Source organism: Clostridium liquoris, assembly GCF_002995785.1.
Classification (GTDB): Bacteria; Bacillota; Clostridia; order Clostridiales; family Clostridiaceae; genus Clostridium_AO; species Clostridium_AO liquoris.
Genome location: NZ_PVXO01000016.1, coordinates 1 through 17,177 on the forward strand (window position 1 = coordinate 1; position 17,177 = coordinate 17,177).

Annotated in this window: 15 protein-coding genes and 1 pseudogene; 2 read left to right on the forward strand and 14 right to left on the reverse strand. The window is 30.4% G+C overall.

Annotated features, from left to right (window positions below):
- The 12 genes and pseudogenes from CLLI_RS03475 to CLLI_RS03530 form a co-directional block, all read right to left on the reverse strand.
- Positions 1-333, reverse strand: a 333-nt coding sequence (locus tag CLLI_RS03475; RefSeq protein ID WP_207655070.1) for a UPF0236 family transposase-like protein, incomplete at its 3' end; no start/stop codon positions are given.
- A gap of 356 nt (positions 334-689) precedes the next feature.
- A pseudogene (locus CLLI_RS14975) lies at positions 690-884 on the reverse strand (hypothetical protein); the annotation flags it as partial.
- A 41-nt stretch (positions 885-925) separates the two neighbouring features.
- Positions 926-2,164 (reverse strand): hypothetical protein, encoded by a 1,239-nt coding sequence (locus CLLI_RS03485; protein WP_106062860.1) that lies wholly within the window; start codon positions 2,162-2,164, stop codon positions 926-928.
- A 181-nt stretch (positions 2,165-2,345) separates the two neighbouring features.
- Positions 2,346-3,557: an ABC transporter permease gene (locus CLLI_RS03490; RefSeq protein ID WP_106062861.1), complete on the reverse strand. Its 1,212-nt coding sequence runs from the start codon at positions 3,555-3,557 to the stop codon at positions 2,346-2,348.
- A complete protein-coding gene (locus tag CLLI_RS03495; RefSeq protein ID WP_106062862.1) occupies positions 3,554-4,270 on the reverse strand; it encodes an ABC transporter ATP-binding protein in 717 nt (238 codons plus the stop codon). Before CLLI_RS03495 ends, CLLI_RS03490 begins: the two co-directional genes overlap by 4 nt.
- An 18-nt stretch (positions 4,271-4,288) precedes the next feature.
- On the reverse strand, positions 4,289-5,599 hold the full coding sequence (locus CLLI_RS03500; RefSeq protein ID WP_106062863.1) for an HlyD family secretion protein: 1,311 nt from the start codon (positions 5,597-5,599) through the stop codon (positions 4,289-4,291).
- Positions 5,600-5,825: 226 nt separating this feature from the next.
- Positions 5,826-6,656: a hypothetical protein gene (locus CLLI_RS03505; RefSeq protein WP_106062864.1), complete on the reverse strand. Its 831-nt coding sequence runs from the start codon at positions 6,654-6,656 to the stop codon at positions 5,826-5,828.
- 138 nt (positions 6,657-6,794) lie between these two features.
- Positions 6,795-7,115: a type II toxin-antitoxin system RelE/ParE family toxin gene (locus CLLI_RS03510; protein ID WP_106062865.1), complete on the reverse strand. Its 321-nt coding sequence runs from the start codon at positions 7,113-7,115 to the stop codon at positions 6,795-6,797.
- Positions 7,102-7,368, reverse strand: coding sequence for a type II toxin-antitoxin system Phd/YefM family antitoxin (locus CLLI_RS03515; RefSeq protein ID WP_106062866.1), 267 nt, complete (start codon positions 7,366-7,368; stop codon positions 7,102-7,104). Before CLLI_RS03515 ends, CLLI_RS03510 begins: the two co-directional genes overlap by 14 nt.
- A gap of 109 nt (positions 7,369-7,477) precedes the next feature.
- The gene (locus CLLI_RS03520) at positions 7,478-9,184 is read right to left on the reverse strand and encodes an ATP-binding protein (protein WP_106062867.1); all 1,707 of its coding nucleotides are present in this window, start codon (positions 9,182-9,184) and stop codon (positions 7,478-7,480) included.
- 338 nt (positions 9,185-9,522) lie between these two features.
- Positions 9,523-10,260 carry a hypothetical protein gene (locus CLLI_RS03525; protein WP_106062868.1) on the reverse strand — a complete coding sequence of 246 codons (738 nt, stop codon included), beginning with the start codon at positions 10,258-10,260 and terminating at the stop codon, positions 9,523-9,525.
- 10 nt (positions 10,261-10,270) lie between these two features.
- Entirely contained in the window at positions 10,271-11,128 is an 858-nt protein-coding gene (locus CLLI_RS03530) for a tyrosine-type recombinase/integrase (RefSeq protein ID WP_106062869.1), read from the reverse strand.
- Between the two features lie 546 nt (positions 11,129-11,674).
- Here CLLI_RS03530 and CLLI_RS03535 point away from each other — a divergent pair.
- Together CLLI_RS03535 and CLLI_RS03540 are read left to right on the forward strand one after the other, a co-directional pair.
- Positions 11,675-13,984, forward strand: a complete 2,310-nt coding sequence (locus CLLI_RS03535; RefSeq protein ID WP_106062870.1) for a hypothetical protein — start codon at positions 11,675-11,677, stop codon at positions 13,982-13,984.
- Positions 13,985-14,324: 340 nt separating this feature from the next.
- The gene (locus CLLI_RS03540) at positions 14,325-14,861 is read left to right on the forward strand and encodes a hypothetical protein (protein ID WP_106062871.1); all 537 of its coding nucleotides are present in this window, start codon (positions 14,325-14,327) and stop codon (positions 14,859-14,861) included.
- 1,028 nt (positions 14,862-15,889) lie between these two features.
- Here the strand turns inward: CLLI_RS03540 and CLLI_RS03545 are convergent.
- Together CLLI_RS03545 and CLLI_RS03550 are read right to left on the reverse strand one after the other, a co-directional pair.
- Entirely contained in the window at positions 15,890-16,648 is a 759-nt protein-coding gene (locus CLLI_RS03545) for an ImmA/IrrE family metallo-endopeptidase (protein WP_106062872.1), read from the reverse strand.
- On the reverse strand, positions 16,638-16,988 hold the full coding sequence (locus CLLI_RS03550; RefSeq protein ID WP_106062873.1) for a helix-turn-helix domain-containing protein: 351 nt from the start codon (positions 16,986-16,988) through the stop codon (positions 16,638-16,640). The genes CLLI_RS03545 and CLLI_RS03550 overlap by 11 nt, the downstream gene beginning before the upstream one ends.
- Positions 16,989-17,177 lie beyond the last annotated feature (189 nt).

Here is a 17,177-nt window from a genome sequence, read left to right on the forward strand (position 1 = left end):
TATCTTTTCTACTAAATTACTTGAGATATGACCTATTGTGTCCATATGTAAATATTCATCTAACAAAAACTTATAAGCTTTTTTCCCATCATCTGTTTTAAATTCATATATACGTCTTTCAAACTCTGCGTCTCCCATAATAGTCTTTATGCAAGTAGATCTTAACCCTTTATTTCTATAAATTTTAGTATCCCTTTCATCCATCAACCTTCGGTCTAGGCGCGTTAGCACCTTTTTTAAAAGCCTGCATGCCTCATCACATACATATTTATATATTTTTTTCTCCAAACCCTTGAAAGTTATCTTTTTATCATTTAAACTTAAATCATACATAATATCACCCATTTCTTGTATAGTCATATCAACTTACATTATAATGGATTTTTTATGTATATGGGAGGTACTTTTTGTATCTCCTTTTAATTTTTTTAAGCAGTAATTATTACTACTTTTGCCTACTAAAATTATACTCTAAGTATTTGTAAACAAAAAAGCCGAAGGAAAAATCCTTCAGCAAAATTAATCCATTGCTCTTTCGGAATCTACAGTATAAATATTTTTTTTACCTGCCACAATAATGAGCACTTTTTTTAAGTCTTCTGTTCCCAGCTCCTCTTGAACCATTTTACTTTCTGAATAACCTTGAAGCTGCTGTAATCCATCTTGTTTAACCTTTTCTAAGGCTTTCTATCATTAAACTTATATCCATCATAGTAAGTGGCCATATCAGTACAAATTTTTTCTCTAAGCTCTGGAGTCTTTATGTTAGCTTCATCCATAATCCAGGACAATTCTTTACGTGTAAAACCCATCACAGCATTAAGATTTTCATCTAATGTGTAATTTCTAGTTATATTAAATCCGCTGGTTAAGGTATTTAGTAACTCTATATAGGATGTTTTATCTACATATAGTCCCCGCCTACCTACTTAACAACCTTCAACAACTTTTCAGAATCCATGAAGGTTGTTTCTCCCATTGGCTGTAGAGTTACTAATGAGTTTCCTTTCTTGTTAATCCAGTTAAAAACCATGCAAGAATCTAGGCTTGGATTAAACAAATTAACAGCTTCATCCTTTAAGAACGTTTTTAAGTTATAAGCTGCATATATAAAAGCTGCCTTTTTCTTATTTATGCCTTTATATTTTCTCATATTTATAAGCCCGCAGGCTGTACCTGCTAAAAAAAAGGAAGGATTATAAATCACATTACGGCTATCGGATACAATTAGCTTTAAATTTTCCCTAAGCATAGGCATAAGCTGCCTTAAAAGGCTCATTCCCTTTCCTTGAGGTATATCTATATTGATTATTCCTCCACTTAAGCTATTGCAGGCTTTAATCCATAGCTCTTTATCACAATTTAGGTTAGTTTCCATATAATCTCCTAATGTAATGGATTCAAGATATCTTAAATCATGGAATACATTACAGTCCTCCAATAAATCACAAAAATCAATTATAATTGGCTTATCTTCCGTTATGATAATATTGTCTCCTTGAAAATCTCCATGGGCATATGAAGTTAAGCAAGTTACCTTTAATCCATTCCATATATCTTCATTATTAAAAAAGTAGTATGGATTAGGCATTATATTATCTGTACCATCTAAAGATATCCATTTTATATCCTTAGGAACCCCTATTTCTTCAAAAGCAGCTTCATATTTTTTATCCATATATCTATAGGATAATTCTCCTTTTACTATATCCATTGGAGACATGAATCTTTTTTGATGTTCTTTATTCCAAGTAAATAAAAATTTTGTTATTTTAGAAATTATACTATGTTTAAGTTCATCTTCATTAAGTACCTTATCTAAAAAGGTTTCACTTTTATATATATGATCCCCTGCTAAATCATAAAGATTAGCATATAATAAAGAACCTTTATTCTTTATTTCATAGCTAGTTATAAGTTTGGCTATGTATTTATTCATATTATTCTTTGAGGCTATTTCATAGGCTTTATGATACACTTCGCTTTCATTAGCCTTGCTTACCTTTAAAATACCTACCTTATTATCAGCCCCATACTCTACTAAACATACTACTGCTTCCGACCTGCCACCATTGAATTTACTTAACATCTCCACTGGTGCTATTTTATCCTGTAGTTTATCACTAAGTGCATTTATTTTACTAAGTACATCAGTAATCTCCATTAGCTAACCCACCTTATAAATATAATATTTGTTTTAAAGGTATTATAATATCAAATAATAAAGAGGCAATGAAAAAATAGTAAATATATTATTAATTTAAAGCATTATGTAGGTTTATATCTTACATTTTATCCCAGGGGTCAGTCCCTTGGGATTCCATTTTGTCCCAGGGGTCAGTCCCCTATTCATATCTTAAGGCTTCTATTGGGTCTAATTTTGCAGCCTTATTTGCTGGATATAGTCCAAAGAATATACCAACTGCGGAAGAGAACCCAAAGGATACAAGTATTACTTTTAAGGATATTGGCACAGAAACATGTATAAAACTACCTGCCAGTTTTGCAACGGATATTCCTAGCACTGTTCCTATAGTTCCTCCGATTAAACATAGAATAATGGATTCCATTAAAAATTGAATTTTAATATCACTGGTTTTAGCCCCTATGGCTTTTCTAATGCCTATCTCTCTAGTTCTTTCAGTTACGGATACGAGCATTATATTCATAACCCCTATGCCTCCAACTACAAGAGATATGGCAGCTATAGCTCCTAATACTAAAGTCAATGTACTGAGTACTTTATCTATAGTTTCTAGTTCCTTAAATCCCTGCTGTGCTGAATACTTATCTTTGTTTTTATGAGAGTTTTCTAGAAGCCTTATCATTCTATTACTTACTTCAGTTGCATTAGTCATATCTGAAAGAATAACCGAAAGAGTTGATATATCTGTATTTACAAATAATCTATCCCCTAAAGTTATTGGTATTAAAATAAGTCCAGGCATATTGTCCCCAAATGCTGTGCTCATACTTCCATTTGGATCTTTACAAACACCTATTATATTTAAATCTACATATTTATCTCTAACATTAAGGGTTAGTTTTTCTCCAGCTACATCTGTATCACCAAATAACCTTTTTGCAGTAGGTTCATCTATTACTGCTACATTTTTTCTTGTATCTAAATCATGCTCACTTAAAAATCTGCCATTTAGCATTTTAATATTATAAACCTTTTGAGCATCAGCATTAATAGCTGCTATTCTTACAGGTTTGGCCTTTTTTTCTGTTTTTAAAGATCCCATGCTCACCAGCTCGGGCATTACATGGGTTATTTCAGGAATATTATCCTTTAGCATTTCCACATCGTCCATAGTGAAGTAATCTCTTTCTTCTATGATATCATCATCAGGTGGAGTCACCTTTAAATTTATTAGGTTTGTCCCTAAGTCTGCAAATTCTCCAGATATGAAATCTTTGGCACCATCTCCTATGGATACTATAGTAATTACTGAAGATATACCTATAATTATACCTAACATAGTAAGAAAAGATCTTAGCTTATTTGCTCTTACACTTTGCAGAGCAGATTGAAAGCTTTCAAAAATATTCATTTATTCCCCTCCTTACTATTAATTATAATCCTGTTCTCTACAGGGTTATCTGATATTATATTCCCATCTTTAAATACTACGGCCCTTTTAGTATGCATTGCGATATCTGGTTCATGAGTAACCATAACTATAGTAACACCTTCATCATTTAGTTCTTGAAATATACCCATAATCTCCTCGCTTGATTTACTGTCTAAGTTTCCAGTAGGTTCATCTGCAAGTATTATGGATGGATTATTTACCAAAGCCCTAGCAATAGCAACTCTTTGTTTTTGTCCACCAGACAATTCATTTGGCTTATGATAAATTCTATTTGAAAGTCCAACTCTTTCTAATGCTAATTTTGCTTTTTCCTCCCTTTCACTTTTAGCTACTCCAGCATATACCATAGGCAGCTCTACATTAGCCAGTGCTGTAAGCTTAGGAAGCAAATTAAAAGCCTGAAATACAAAGCCTATTTTTTTATTTCTTATTTCAGCTAAGCTATTGTCATCCAATGAAGATATGTCTACTCCATCCAAAACATATTTTCCTGAAGTTAATTTATCAAGGCAGCCTAAAATATTCATAAGAGTTGATTTACCAGAACCTGAGGCTCCCATTATAGCAACAAACTCTTTTTCTTCTATGGAAAGATTAATTCCTTTTAATGCTTTTAATTTAATTGTCCCTGTATCATATACCTTAACAATGTCATTGAGACTTATAATCACAATTTACTCCTCCTTTAATTATTTTTTAAGTGAAACCAAGTCACCTTCTTTAAGTTTTTCAGGAGGATTTATTACATAGATTTCCCCTTCTTCAAGCCCTTCTAAAACCTCTACATCATATTCTGATTCTAAACCTGTTTTAATATATTTTTTTGAAACCTTATTGCCATCCACCACATATACATATTTTTTCTTTGCAGCTCTATCTTCCTTTACTCCATCAAAACCAATTGCTATGGATGAAGGTTTTTCATTTAAAACAATATCTGCACTTCCTTCATAGCCTGCTTTTATAAGTGCATCTGCATTGTCAAAAGTGACTTTAACATTAACTTTAAATTCCTGGTCTCCACCAGTAGTATTAATTTTTGCTTGTGCTATATTTCCTATATCTGTAACTACACCAGAGTATATTTTGTCTATACCTTTTATTTTTATGGCTGCCTTTTGTCCTTTTTTAATATTAACAGCATCATACTGACTTACATCTAAAGAAAGTTTATATTTGGATGTATCATCAATTATAATTGAATCCCCAGCCTTAGGATATTGATTTTCTTTTGCATTATTTTTTACAACTTTTCCATCTACATCTGTTTTTATATTACATTGTTCAATTTTATCTTGTAAACTAGCTATATCTGTTTTTATAAGTGCTATCTGATTCCTTTGATTTACTATTTTATTATTATTATTTACATCTAAATTTGATAGTGAATTTTTTGCATTATTCAATGAAAGTTGTGCAGTTTTTATTGCATTTTCAGCATCTGTTAATGATTTTCCAGCAGCTTCAAATTCATTTTTTGATACATGACCTTGCTGAAATAAAGTCTTAGTTTGTAAATATTTTTTATTTACAACATCATAGTTATTTTTGGCATTCTGTAATGCTATTTCTGATTGTGAAACTGAATTCTTCGCATTATTCTTTTCATTTACTATACTTGTACCTTGTAATTGATTTAAAATATTATTGGCATTTTCAAGATTGATTTTTTGTTTTTCCAGCTGATTTTTGAAATCTGATGAATCTAATTCAACTACTATATCCCCTTTTTTTACAGCTTGTCCTTCCTTTACTAAAACCTTTCCAACCTTTTGAGCCGGATTTAATGCTATTTCGTTTCTATAATTGGCTTCAATATTACCAGTAGCTGAAGCAGTTTGTACTATTTTCTTTTTTGACACCTTAGCTGTATCTACTTTTATATAAGAATCCTTCTTTTCTTTGCTGAAATATGCCCCTCCTAATATAAATATTATTAAGATAATTAGAAAAATACTGACTTTTTTCTTATTAAATTTAAACTTAGCTTTCTTTTCCATAAACTCTCTCCCTTTACGACAAAATTATTTCATACACATGACAATTTTACCATAGGAGTGTCTACATTTCCATATAGTAAACCTTACTATTGCTTAAAATTTTATTATGTATTTTCCTTCTTTCAGCATAAAAAATAGACACCCATTAGATGTCCATCATTTCATGCTTTCAATTCTTTATTCCCCCCAGTAGTATTTCTAGATAAAATTTAAAAGTAATTACATTCTAACAATCTTTCCTTACTATTAAAACATGCTCCATTATGTCTAGCTTCAGTAACTTAGAAACCACTAAATCTAAATTATTAATTAGCTTTCCAATAATTGTATTCAGTTTAGCAAACTCAAATTCTGGTTTCCCTTTAAAGCTATAAACATAATCGCCTTTTGCTTCAAATAACTTTTTCTCTTCTTCTGGTAGTTTTCTTCTATGAATGGAAACTGTCATTTCATCAATACCTACTAAATATCTATGCGTTTCTTTATTTCTATATGGTCTTAATATTTCTTTTTCTTCATCGGTAATATCAACATAGACATATTCAAGTATTTCATTAATTTCTTTAATATCTTTTCCAGTTAACCATCCTGCTTTGTCCTCATCTTCAACTGTTAATAATTTCTCCTTCATGTTTTGAAAATTAACATTTTTAATATTTGATATTAAGCTTTGTTTGGATATTTCATTTATCATAACAGCTATATAGTCTAAAATCGAAAAATATCTAGGAATTATACTTCTGAAGTAGTAATTCTTAATTTCATACTTCCAATAATTACTCCAACCAATTTCCCCTTGCTCTTTGAGCTCTTTTTCTATTAAATACGCTGAAGCTGAATAGCAATAAGTTTTTATCAATTCATGAAATGCATTATAAATAGAATACATATATTGCTGACATATTGCATCTTTAGGATTAAATGTAGCATCAATTAACACTTCATATTTAGCACTCTCAAGACTAGGAGTAAGCAACATAATGTTATATTCCCTGAACCATTTTTTAAAATAAGGCTGCATCTCTTCTAAATGTTTATCTAATAAATTATAATCCATAAATCACACCCCTTACTATATTTATCATATATCTGTTATAATGAATAAAATTACTTTCATTTCCCTTTACCACTCATCTCATCTACCTTTGGACATAAAAAAACACCTGCCTAACAGATGTTTAAATTAGATTATTTTTTAAAGCAAATCTTGGTATTCTTGCCTACCATATAAAACACGCATTATAATTACTTGCTGTTCTTTTTGATTTACTAAATAAAAAGCAATGTAATTATCTATTATTAACTTTCTATAGCCTTTCTTTCTTAAAAACTTATCTACTACATAATTACATGAAAACGGAAAATCTTTAAGTCGCATAATACTTGTTTCTATTTTTTCCAAAAGGTTTTTAACAGCTTTTTCGGCGTATAGTTCTTTAGAAATATAACTATATATTTTATCTAAATCCTCACTGGCTTTTGGGGTAAGTTTTAGACTATAATTATTCTTTGACATACTTTTCCCTTAAATCTTTAAAAACGCTTTCAGCATCTAATAACATTTCTCCGTTTTCAATTTGACTTTCTGCTTCGGCTAATTTTTTATATAAATCTACTTTAGCTAACTTTCTTTCATATGTTTCCATACTCATAACTACTAAATCACCATAGCCATTCTTTGTTATAAAAATAGGTTCTTTAGTTTTATGACAAATCTCAGAAATCTCAGTTGTATTCCTTAAATCTTTTATCGGTCTAATTTCAGGCATAATATCAGCCCCTTTATTAATATTATGTCCTAATTATAGCATAATTATGCTGTAATTGCAATTAAATTTTTCTAATTGTTGTGCCAAATTAAATTTGGTAATTTATTCTTTAAATTTTTCCCCTTAATTCCACAGTATGAATATCTTTTTTGCCCACCACAATAATGAGCATTTTTTTAAAATTTTCTGTTTCCAGCTCTTCCTGAACCATTTTACTTTCCGAATAACCTTGAAGCTGCTGTAATCCATCTTGTTTAACTCTTTCTAAAGTATTCCTTTCACTTTCTTTTATATATTTCAGCTCAATAATCCACTGAAATTTAGTTATATCTTTAAACTGAATTTTTCTTTTCAGCATTATATCTACATAGCCTTTGCTATTTTCCGCTTCACTTTGTATAAAATAAGTGCTATCTACACCTAAAAGAGTAAGAAGCATCATTTTTATACTTTTTTCATCCATTTGAATTAAATCTCTGTTTGATAAATCCTCTAATATTCTTTTTACAATCTGTACTAAAGGCTCAATGCTGCCATGCATTCTCATTTCATTAACTGCTATTCTTATGTCTTGTATTTGAATATTATATTTTTCATTTATGTTTTGAAAATGCTGCTCCCAATAGATTGTTTTTATAACATAGTTAGGTATTCTAAGTTCTGTACCAAGAGGGCCTTGCCCTTTTATAGTAAGCATACCAAGATAGAACAATAGGGATTTAAAATTTTCTTTTACACTGTACATAGTATGAATATTAAATCTATCTATTAAAATAGTAGAGGTTTCCCCTGTAGTCATTATTTCCTCTAAGGCTTCTTTATCATTAAAATTATAAGCTAATTGATTAATTTTACCATAATCAGTTTTTACATTGTTATCTATCATTTCTTTTGGATAACGATTATATACTAAATAATTATCTAAAAAATACATTGACATATCTGGATTAAAAACTGATTTACTATTTTCATTAAATTTATATCCATCATAGTAAGTAGTCATATCAGTACAAATCTTTTCTCTAAGTTCTGGAGTCTTTATATTCACTTCATCCATAATCCAGGATAATTCTTTACGTGTAAAACCCATCATGGCATTAAGATTTTCATCTAATGTGTAATTTCTAGTTATGTTAAATCCGCTGGTTAAGTCATCTAGCATTATAGGACTTACCCCCGTCATAAATATCCTGTTAAAGTTGTCCATGGTTGCATCCTTTAATGCTTTATAGAATACTTTAACAAAACCTTCTCCATGAAGTATACTGCCATAGGTATTTTGTTTTCCTCCTGTAATTAGTTCATTGGCAAAGTTATCATATTCATCTATTAGAAGAAATACTTGTTTGTCATTAATTTTACAAAGCATACTTATATGAGCTACTATCATTTCTGCACTAATATTTTCAAATGGTAATTTATTTTCGCCTAATAGTTCTTCGTATTTATACAGAAATTCTCTTGCTGATGATGCAACTTTAAAATTAAAACTGTTTCTAAGTTCTTCTTCTCCATGACCTGCATCTATACCGGCAAAACTTATTTTCCAAACTAAAAATTTATTTCTTTCTTCTGTGGGGTTTTTACCTATATATAAATCTCCAAATAATTTTTCAAATTTATCTTTCTTATTTATGTCATAATAGTTTTCAAGCATTGATATAAATAAACTTTTCCCAAATCTTCTTGGTCTTATGAAGAACTGATAAGGTGCATAGTTATCTAGCAACTCTATATAGGATGTTTTATCCACATAGAGATAATTTTTTTCTCTTAAAACTTCAAAATTAGAAATACCATATGGTATTCGTTTCATACGCAATCCCTCCAAAATAAAGGTTCTGTTTATATTATATCAAACTTGCATATATTTTACACAAATAGTTCACGTTAAGGAGGAAGGTTTCCTTTCCTCTTTAATTCATTAGAAATTGGGAACATCTATATTAGAAACATATTTGTTTAAATCTTTCTCAGTTTTTATATTATTAATATTTTTTACATATGTATAATATTCTCTTATAGAATCTATGGATATTACTTATTCATATTACATATAAGTATTAGAGAATTTCATCCATCAACCTTCGGTCTATGTGCGTTAGCACCCATCTTACACATTTTCCCAGGGGTCTGACCCTGAGTTAAATTTAGTTACCCTTGCGAAAGAAGCGTCTCTATTTCTCTTTTAAATCCATACTTCTGTAGGTATTCTATGAGTGCTCCCTCCACTATCTCCCTTTGGCTGATGTTCTTTTCTTTGCTAAATTCTGCAGTAAGTTTTGCCACCATATCACTCATATAAATGGCTTTAGTTCGGACAAGTCCCGGCACTACGTATCTTGGTATGGTTCCATATTCTTTAGTTCCTGATAACAGCTGATAAATATCACCTCTTTTCTCATATAGAAATTGGATAAATGGAATGTATTCATCTATATCTGTTAGTGGATTCTGAGTTGTTACTGTTTCATTTATTACTTCATCTGCTGTTTTTTCTTCTGCCTTTCCTATGGTCTTTACATAATTGTTTTTATAAACATTCCATTCATAACCCTTATTAGCCATATATTCTGCCATTTCTTTATGGTCTTTAAATCCCCCTTGCTTTGCAATAAACATAGGGTCAGGATTAACTTTTTCAAAGGCAGTGATGATATTCACTACCTTTGTAGGTGCATAGCTCTTAAGATCTTTATTTAATTTATCTATTGCATCTTCCTTTAGCACATACTGACCACTATCTCCATCATATCTAAAATTCTTTCTCCTCATATACATATCTAAACTCTTATAATTTCTATAACCTAATTCTTCTGCTGCTTCATCCCTTGTTTTAAATTTTAGTAATTCCATTATCTTATTTACCTTTGAATCATAAATTGGTCCCATACTTTCCCTCCTATAAAAGATTTACTGCATCACTTAGTTTATTCATATCCTGATGTAGATACCTTGAGGTTACTGCTAGGTTTGCATGACCTAGTAATTTCTGAATGCTTACCACTGAAGCTCCTTTTTCTAAAAGATTAGTTCCAAAAGAATGTCTCAGCACATGGGCTGATACATCTTTTTCTATTCCAATGTCATAGGCTGCTTCTTTAATAACCCTATTTACATATGCAGCAGAAACTTTCCCAGTTCTCTTCAAAGCAAAAAATCTATCAGAGTCCGCTTCTCTTATGTTTTTTAAATAGTTCTGTAGTATATTATAAAGCTTGTCATTGATTGGAATATTCCTATTCTTCCCACCTTTGCCTTCAATGATGTGAATTACTTTATTTTCTAAATTCACATCCTGAAGTTTTAAATGAATTACCTCTGATATCCTTCCACCTGTATAGAACATAGTCTGTACCAATGTTTTAATAACTGGATTCCTGATTACCTTTACAAGAGATTCAAACTCCTCTTCTGTTAAAAAATCTCTTTCTTTTTGTTTTACTTTTACTGGCTCTACTAAAGCAGCTATGTTTTTCTTTACAATATCTTTCTTGATACAATAATTATAAAAACTTCTTAAAATATAAATAGAACGATTTCTACTAGAAGATGCTATGTCCCTCATCTTTTGGTTCAAAAAATAATCTTCTATATCCTTCAGCTCAATATCATCTATATACATAGGGCAGTTGTATTTGATACTAAGAAAATTATCAAAATAGGTTAACTCTTTTCTATAACCTATAATGGTTTGTCTTGATCTGTCTGTCAGTTGCATATAAATTATAAATTCTTGTATCCCTCGACTTAATAACATGTTATAAAACCTCCTTTTGATATACCTATACCCCCTTATGCTGACCAAATAACAAAACTATATAATACCTTTGCTAATAATAAGCTTATAATTTCACTTATATTAATAGACTCCATTTATTATATAGATTAGAACTACTAAGGGTATTTAAGATAGATGTGATAGCCTGATTTAATGCAGGGCTAGAGAGTTTTATAATATGTAAGTAAGAATAGGTGGTTTTGTGCTATTACCCCTAATACTGTAACTGTAGTTTTAGATAAAGCACCAGCAGCTGATTTAACAGCAAAAGACTTTACAGTAGCCGGAAATACAGTTACAAAAGTTGAAAAAGGAAGCTATAATACAATCTACACATTAACATTAGGAACAAGCCTTGATAATAACAAAGGTACTTTAACTGTTAATGGAGCAACAAAAGATTATGATTTCACTCAATTAAAGATAAATAGCGTAAAAGCTCTTAACTTAAGACAATTACAAGTTAACTTCAACAAAGCTATAGACGTAACTGGAATTGTTCCAAATGCAGATGGAACTTACCCAATGAATGACTTGTTAAACAAATTATATATTGCAATGCCAAATGAAGTAACTGGTGACATTGCTACGAACTCAATTGCAAAATTAGTTGGAACAGGAAACTGGACAGCAACTGTTTCTTCAGATGCTAAATCAGTAGTAATTGAATCAACAGATGGAAGTTTAATAACTACAGATAATGCTTATGCTGCTACATCAGGAAAAGGTCTTGGCTTAAAATTAAATGAAAACTATGAAGTTGAAGCAAGAAATGTTCTTGATGCAACTGGAAAATACAGTGATGTATCTTATGTACAACAATTATTAGTTGATAATGATAGACCAGTAGTAAGTGTTGGAAATACAGACTCAAAAATATTAGTAGATACAAAAACACCTACCAATATGAAGTTAAATCTTAAATTTAGTGAACCAGTACAAAGCTTAACAGCTGTTGGCGAAAGCAAAGCTAAGATATACATTGATGGAAATGAGGTTCCAGTAGCTGATATAACAGATGTTGCTTATGTTGGCGGTGTTGCTCCTACAACTGTAGGCTCACAAGAATTAGCTAATGTAGCAGTAGATAAATTAGCTAAAGGAACTCATACAGTAGCTATAGTTGGTGCAGTAGACTTGAACGGCAACTTGTTGTCAAATAATGCACAGACACTTTCATTTACAATAGCTGATCCTGCAGATCCTGAAACAGGAGTAGCACCAGTGATTAATAATGTTGTTCAGGTTGCTGACAATGCATTCAAGGTAGTATTCAATACTACAGGTGTTGGAATTGGATCAACAACAGGTACAATTTTGACAATTAAAAACGGAGCATATGATGCTACAGCAAACGACAAAAAAGGCGCATATGTTGATATGCCTTTAACAAATAATGATTTCGGTATAGGCAAGAAAATAGTAGCAAAGGAGATGCCTAAAACAGCTACAGTTCCAGCACATACTGAATGGGTTGTAACAGTAGATGCTACAGCAGATGTTGATGCTGCTAAGTTATCATACAAGGGAGCAAATGTAATAACAAAAGACATAGTAGTTTCCAACTATGAAAATGCTGTCAAGGCAGGAAAAGAATATACAACATCACTTGCATTTAAGAAAGATACAACAGCTCCAGTAATAGCAAGAAAAGCAGATGGAAGCTTGAAAATAGCTAAGACTGCAACAGCTGGCGAAATAGCAGTTGAGTTCACTGACGCACCATTTATAACAGATGGTAATGGACTTGTTGAATTTGCAGTAGATAAAGATGGTATAAGTAAACCAGTTACAGTTAAATATACTGATAAAGATGGAGTGACATATTCTGAAGAAGTAACACCAACATGTGCTGACGGAAAAACATTAGTATTAAAAGTAACAAATGAAAAAATGTTAACAACTGACGGTACAAAGGATTTAATTCCAGGAACAAAATATACAATAGTATTACCTGACGGAGTAGTTAAGGATGCAGAAGAAGATATAACAGAAGATTCTACTCCTGATTATGTTCTTCTTGATGGAGCACATCCATTTGTAGGAAGAACAGTAGATTACACAGTTCCAGGAGCAACAACAGCTGCAGGTACTGTTCCACAAACTACGAAGGGATTAATAATCTCAGGAGCTGAAGTTAAAGATGCAACTGCAGACTTTGCTAAAAAAGTAAAAGATACAAATGCTGTAACAATAAAAGATAATCAAATAGTTGTTGTATTTGATGGAGAAATAGATTCAACAACAGTAACAAACAAAAATAATTACTTATTAGGTGGAAAAGTATTACCAACAGGAACAACAATAGAATTTAGACAAGTAGATATAGATAATGCTGATAATGATAATAATGTTTCAACTGGTGCTGAAAAATTTGCATTAATCACTCTTCCAGACAATGTAATTACATTAACTGGTGGACAAGATTTTGCAGTATCAGGTGTAGCTAATAAATCAGGATACAAAATGATGCCTGTAACAGATATAGTAAAATTAACAGATAATACCCAACCAAAGCTTGCAAAAGTTGAAGTTAAGGATTCTAACAAGTTAGTTCTTACATTCCCAGAAACAGTTGAATTAACTACTACTGATATGACTCAACTTGCATCAAACTTTAAGATTACTGCAAATGGTAAAGTGGTTTCATTAGCAAATGCAACTGTTGATTCAGTAAACAAGAATCAAATTGTTGTAACAACAGCTGATAACTTTGATAATGTTGGAAACCTAAATGTACCAGTTTCAGTTGAATTAAAAGTTAACGCTGATGGAAATATGTTCATTTCAGACCTTGCTGGAAATAAAGCAGCTGCTGTAGTAGTAAATAAATAATTTAAAATAGGCTTAAGCAGGCTCGGAAAAGCATTCCTCGCAAAAGGGTCAGACCCTTGGGGGAATATGTAAATAAGAAGTAAAGAGGAGGAAGAGTAACCTTCTTTCTCAAATTTAAATAAATGGACGGATAAAATTTTACTATCATATCTTAAATATCTTTAAGTCATAAAATAGTCATGCCATACGCTGGTCGGAAAATAGAATAATCAAATCAATATTGAGAGTATCTTTTGGGATACTCTTCTATTCTTTTTGTTTTTAATACAAAGTGTGGGATGCATTTTCTATTGTTGAAATTCATGGATTATGATAATATGTAATAATGGGGTGATGAGTTATGAAAAAGAAGCATTTTATATTTATACTTAGCATTATTGTAATTATAGTAGCTTTATTAGGTTATAAAACTTATAAAAAGGTTAATACTTCAGATGTTAGTAAACAAGTAGAACAACAAAACAATGAAAATGCAGAAGATGCTAAAGGATTATCCAAAAAACAAGGAGAGGAAAAAGTCGCTATGAAAGGTGTTAAGCCTGTAAAGTCAGAAGTTGCACAAGATACAGTAAAGAAGTTAATAGATAGTGTTTATTTCAAAAAAGGTACTTATGAAGATTATAAGGCACTTTTCTTACTTCCAGATAGAGTTGCTTCAAAGGAAAAATTTGAAGAAGCAAGAAACAAAGTAAATTTAGTTGATAAGTTTGGTAAACAGTATAAAAACTCGGACGAAATAGTTAAACAATGTACTATTGAAACAAAAGATAACATGACAAATGTAATATTTAAATCAGGAGATGGCAATAAAGAAAATAGGTGGCAAATAGTCCAAAAGGACGGAAAATGCTTTATATATAACGCATTACCACAATAGCAGGTCTGGGAAAACATTTCTTGCAAAGGGGCCAGGCTCCTGGGGAGATATGTAAATAATAAGTAAAGAGCAGGAAGGGAAACCTTCCTGCTCAAATTTAAATAGATGAACAGAAATTAAACAATTAACAATTTTAAGTCAAAGACTAATAATATTTCAATAAAATTCAAATCATAAAAATCATAAATATAGCTAAAGCATACCGCTGGATGAAAAATAGAATATATATTTAATATTTTTAAAGGACACTTTGTGTCCTTTATGTCTTTTTGGGGGGAGATGTTTCCAAAGAATAAATAAAAAATAATAAAGAATAAATAAGGGAAGCCTGAGCTATGGATAGTGAAAAGAACAAGTTAACCAAGGGTTAAATCACCAAGAATATATTACAGTAGAATTAGAAAAAATGCTACACGAAATTTTACCCATAACAAGTAAAAGATTAAAAAATCTAATTTATATAATCATAGGGATACTTCTATCAAAATCAGTAGTAATTTCAGATATTTAAAAGAGACTAAAGGATGATTTCACAGATGCAAAGGAATAAAAGAGCTTAATGATATTTTTAGCTCATATAATTATAAAGTTATATTGCTTGGGGATAGAGGTTTTAAAAGCATAGATTTATTTAAATTCATAGATAAGATTGGGTGGAAATATTCCATAAGATGTACTAATGATATGCTTGTAAAAATGGAAGGAAGGAATAAACTTAAATACCTAAGAGATATAACCCCTATAGAAAAAGCTAAAAAACAAAGTAATTAGAATATATAGCTTATTTATTTCTGACTTAGCGAGCTCGCTTAGCTCGCAACGATCCTCGGGTGTTATGAACAAAAGGAAGGTGGTGGCAACGTAGAACTGCCCTGCCACAAGATAGACTTAAAATGATTCAAGAATTAATTTCTTAATAAAATTGTGTTTTTATTCAGGATTATGAAGATATTGATGATGTTGAAACAAGATTAAATTCCATTAGAATTAAGAAAGCAGATAAACAATCGGTATCAAAAAAATACTTATCAGTCATTTAATTCTATCCCTTCATTTCCTAAATTATAAACTATATCTGCTCTAAACCCATCTAACATTAACTCTTCATACTTTCCATTTGAAATTAAATCTTTTTGCTTTAATTCTTCTACTTTTTTAACATATTCACCAATCGAAAAATACTTTCTTTCTTCCTGAGATGCCTTATATAGTTTATCATCATATCCTAATCTTATAGCTTTTTGTGAAACCGATATTTTAAAATTTTCAAATGTATCCCAATCACAATACCCATCAGATGCCAACCTATATAACATTGCTTGATGACTTAATTGATAATACTGTTCCATATTTATTACATCTTCTATAGTCAACTTATGATTATCCAGTATATTATTTTCTTCTAAATAATTTCTTAATGAATCATAAGGTGCTAAAAGATATGAAGCAAATTTATCTGCCTCTTTTTCGCTATCTGACTTTGATTCACCAATTTCCTTTTCACATATTACACTTTTAAATTTTTTTTCAAAAAACAAATGATATAATTCATGAGCTGCAGTAAACCTTTGTCTTCCATAAGACATATTTGAATTTATCCCGATTATTTTGCTACTTTCTTCTCTAATGCACATACCACTTATTCTATCAGACATTGGATAAAATATTAAAGTAACACTCTTTAAATTATTAATTAATGAAAAAATATCTATTGGTGAGGAAGAGTCTTCATTTAATATTTTTCTCATTTTTAATGCATTTGAATTCAATTCAATACTACTCTTCAATATTATCCTCCTCCAACATTGAATTAATAAACCTAACATTAAGTGCAATCTTATTTATTGCAGCTATTGCTTCTAAATCTTCATTTTGTAGACTACTTGAACGAAATGCAATTGACATAGGTTTATATTCCTCATTTTCATCTTCAAAATATTTTAGATTACACCCAAATAAATCACATATTTTCTCCAATAAATCTACGCTTAAATTTCGTTCTCCCTTTTCAAACTTAGAGATGTAACTTTGATCAATATTTAAAAATTTTGCTATTTGCGCTTGAGTTAAATTACTACCTTCACGTAGCTTTTTAAATCTTGTGCTTATTAAATTTGTATTTTTCATGATCAATCCTCTCCTTCTATTTTATTATATTATAGCTTTGTCATAAATTCAATCTATTATTCAGTTTGTGTCAAGTTAAAGTGGGCAATTTATTTTTTGAATTTTTCCCATTATAAATTCAGTTGAAAATTTTATCCAATAGGGCTTCGCCCGCGGCCCGAAAGGGCGTACTTATCCCCTTAATTTTTT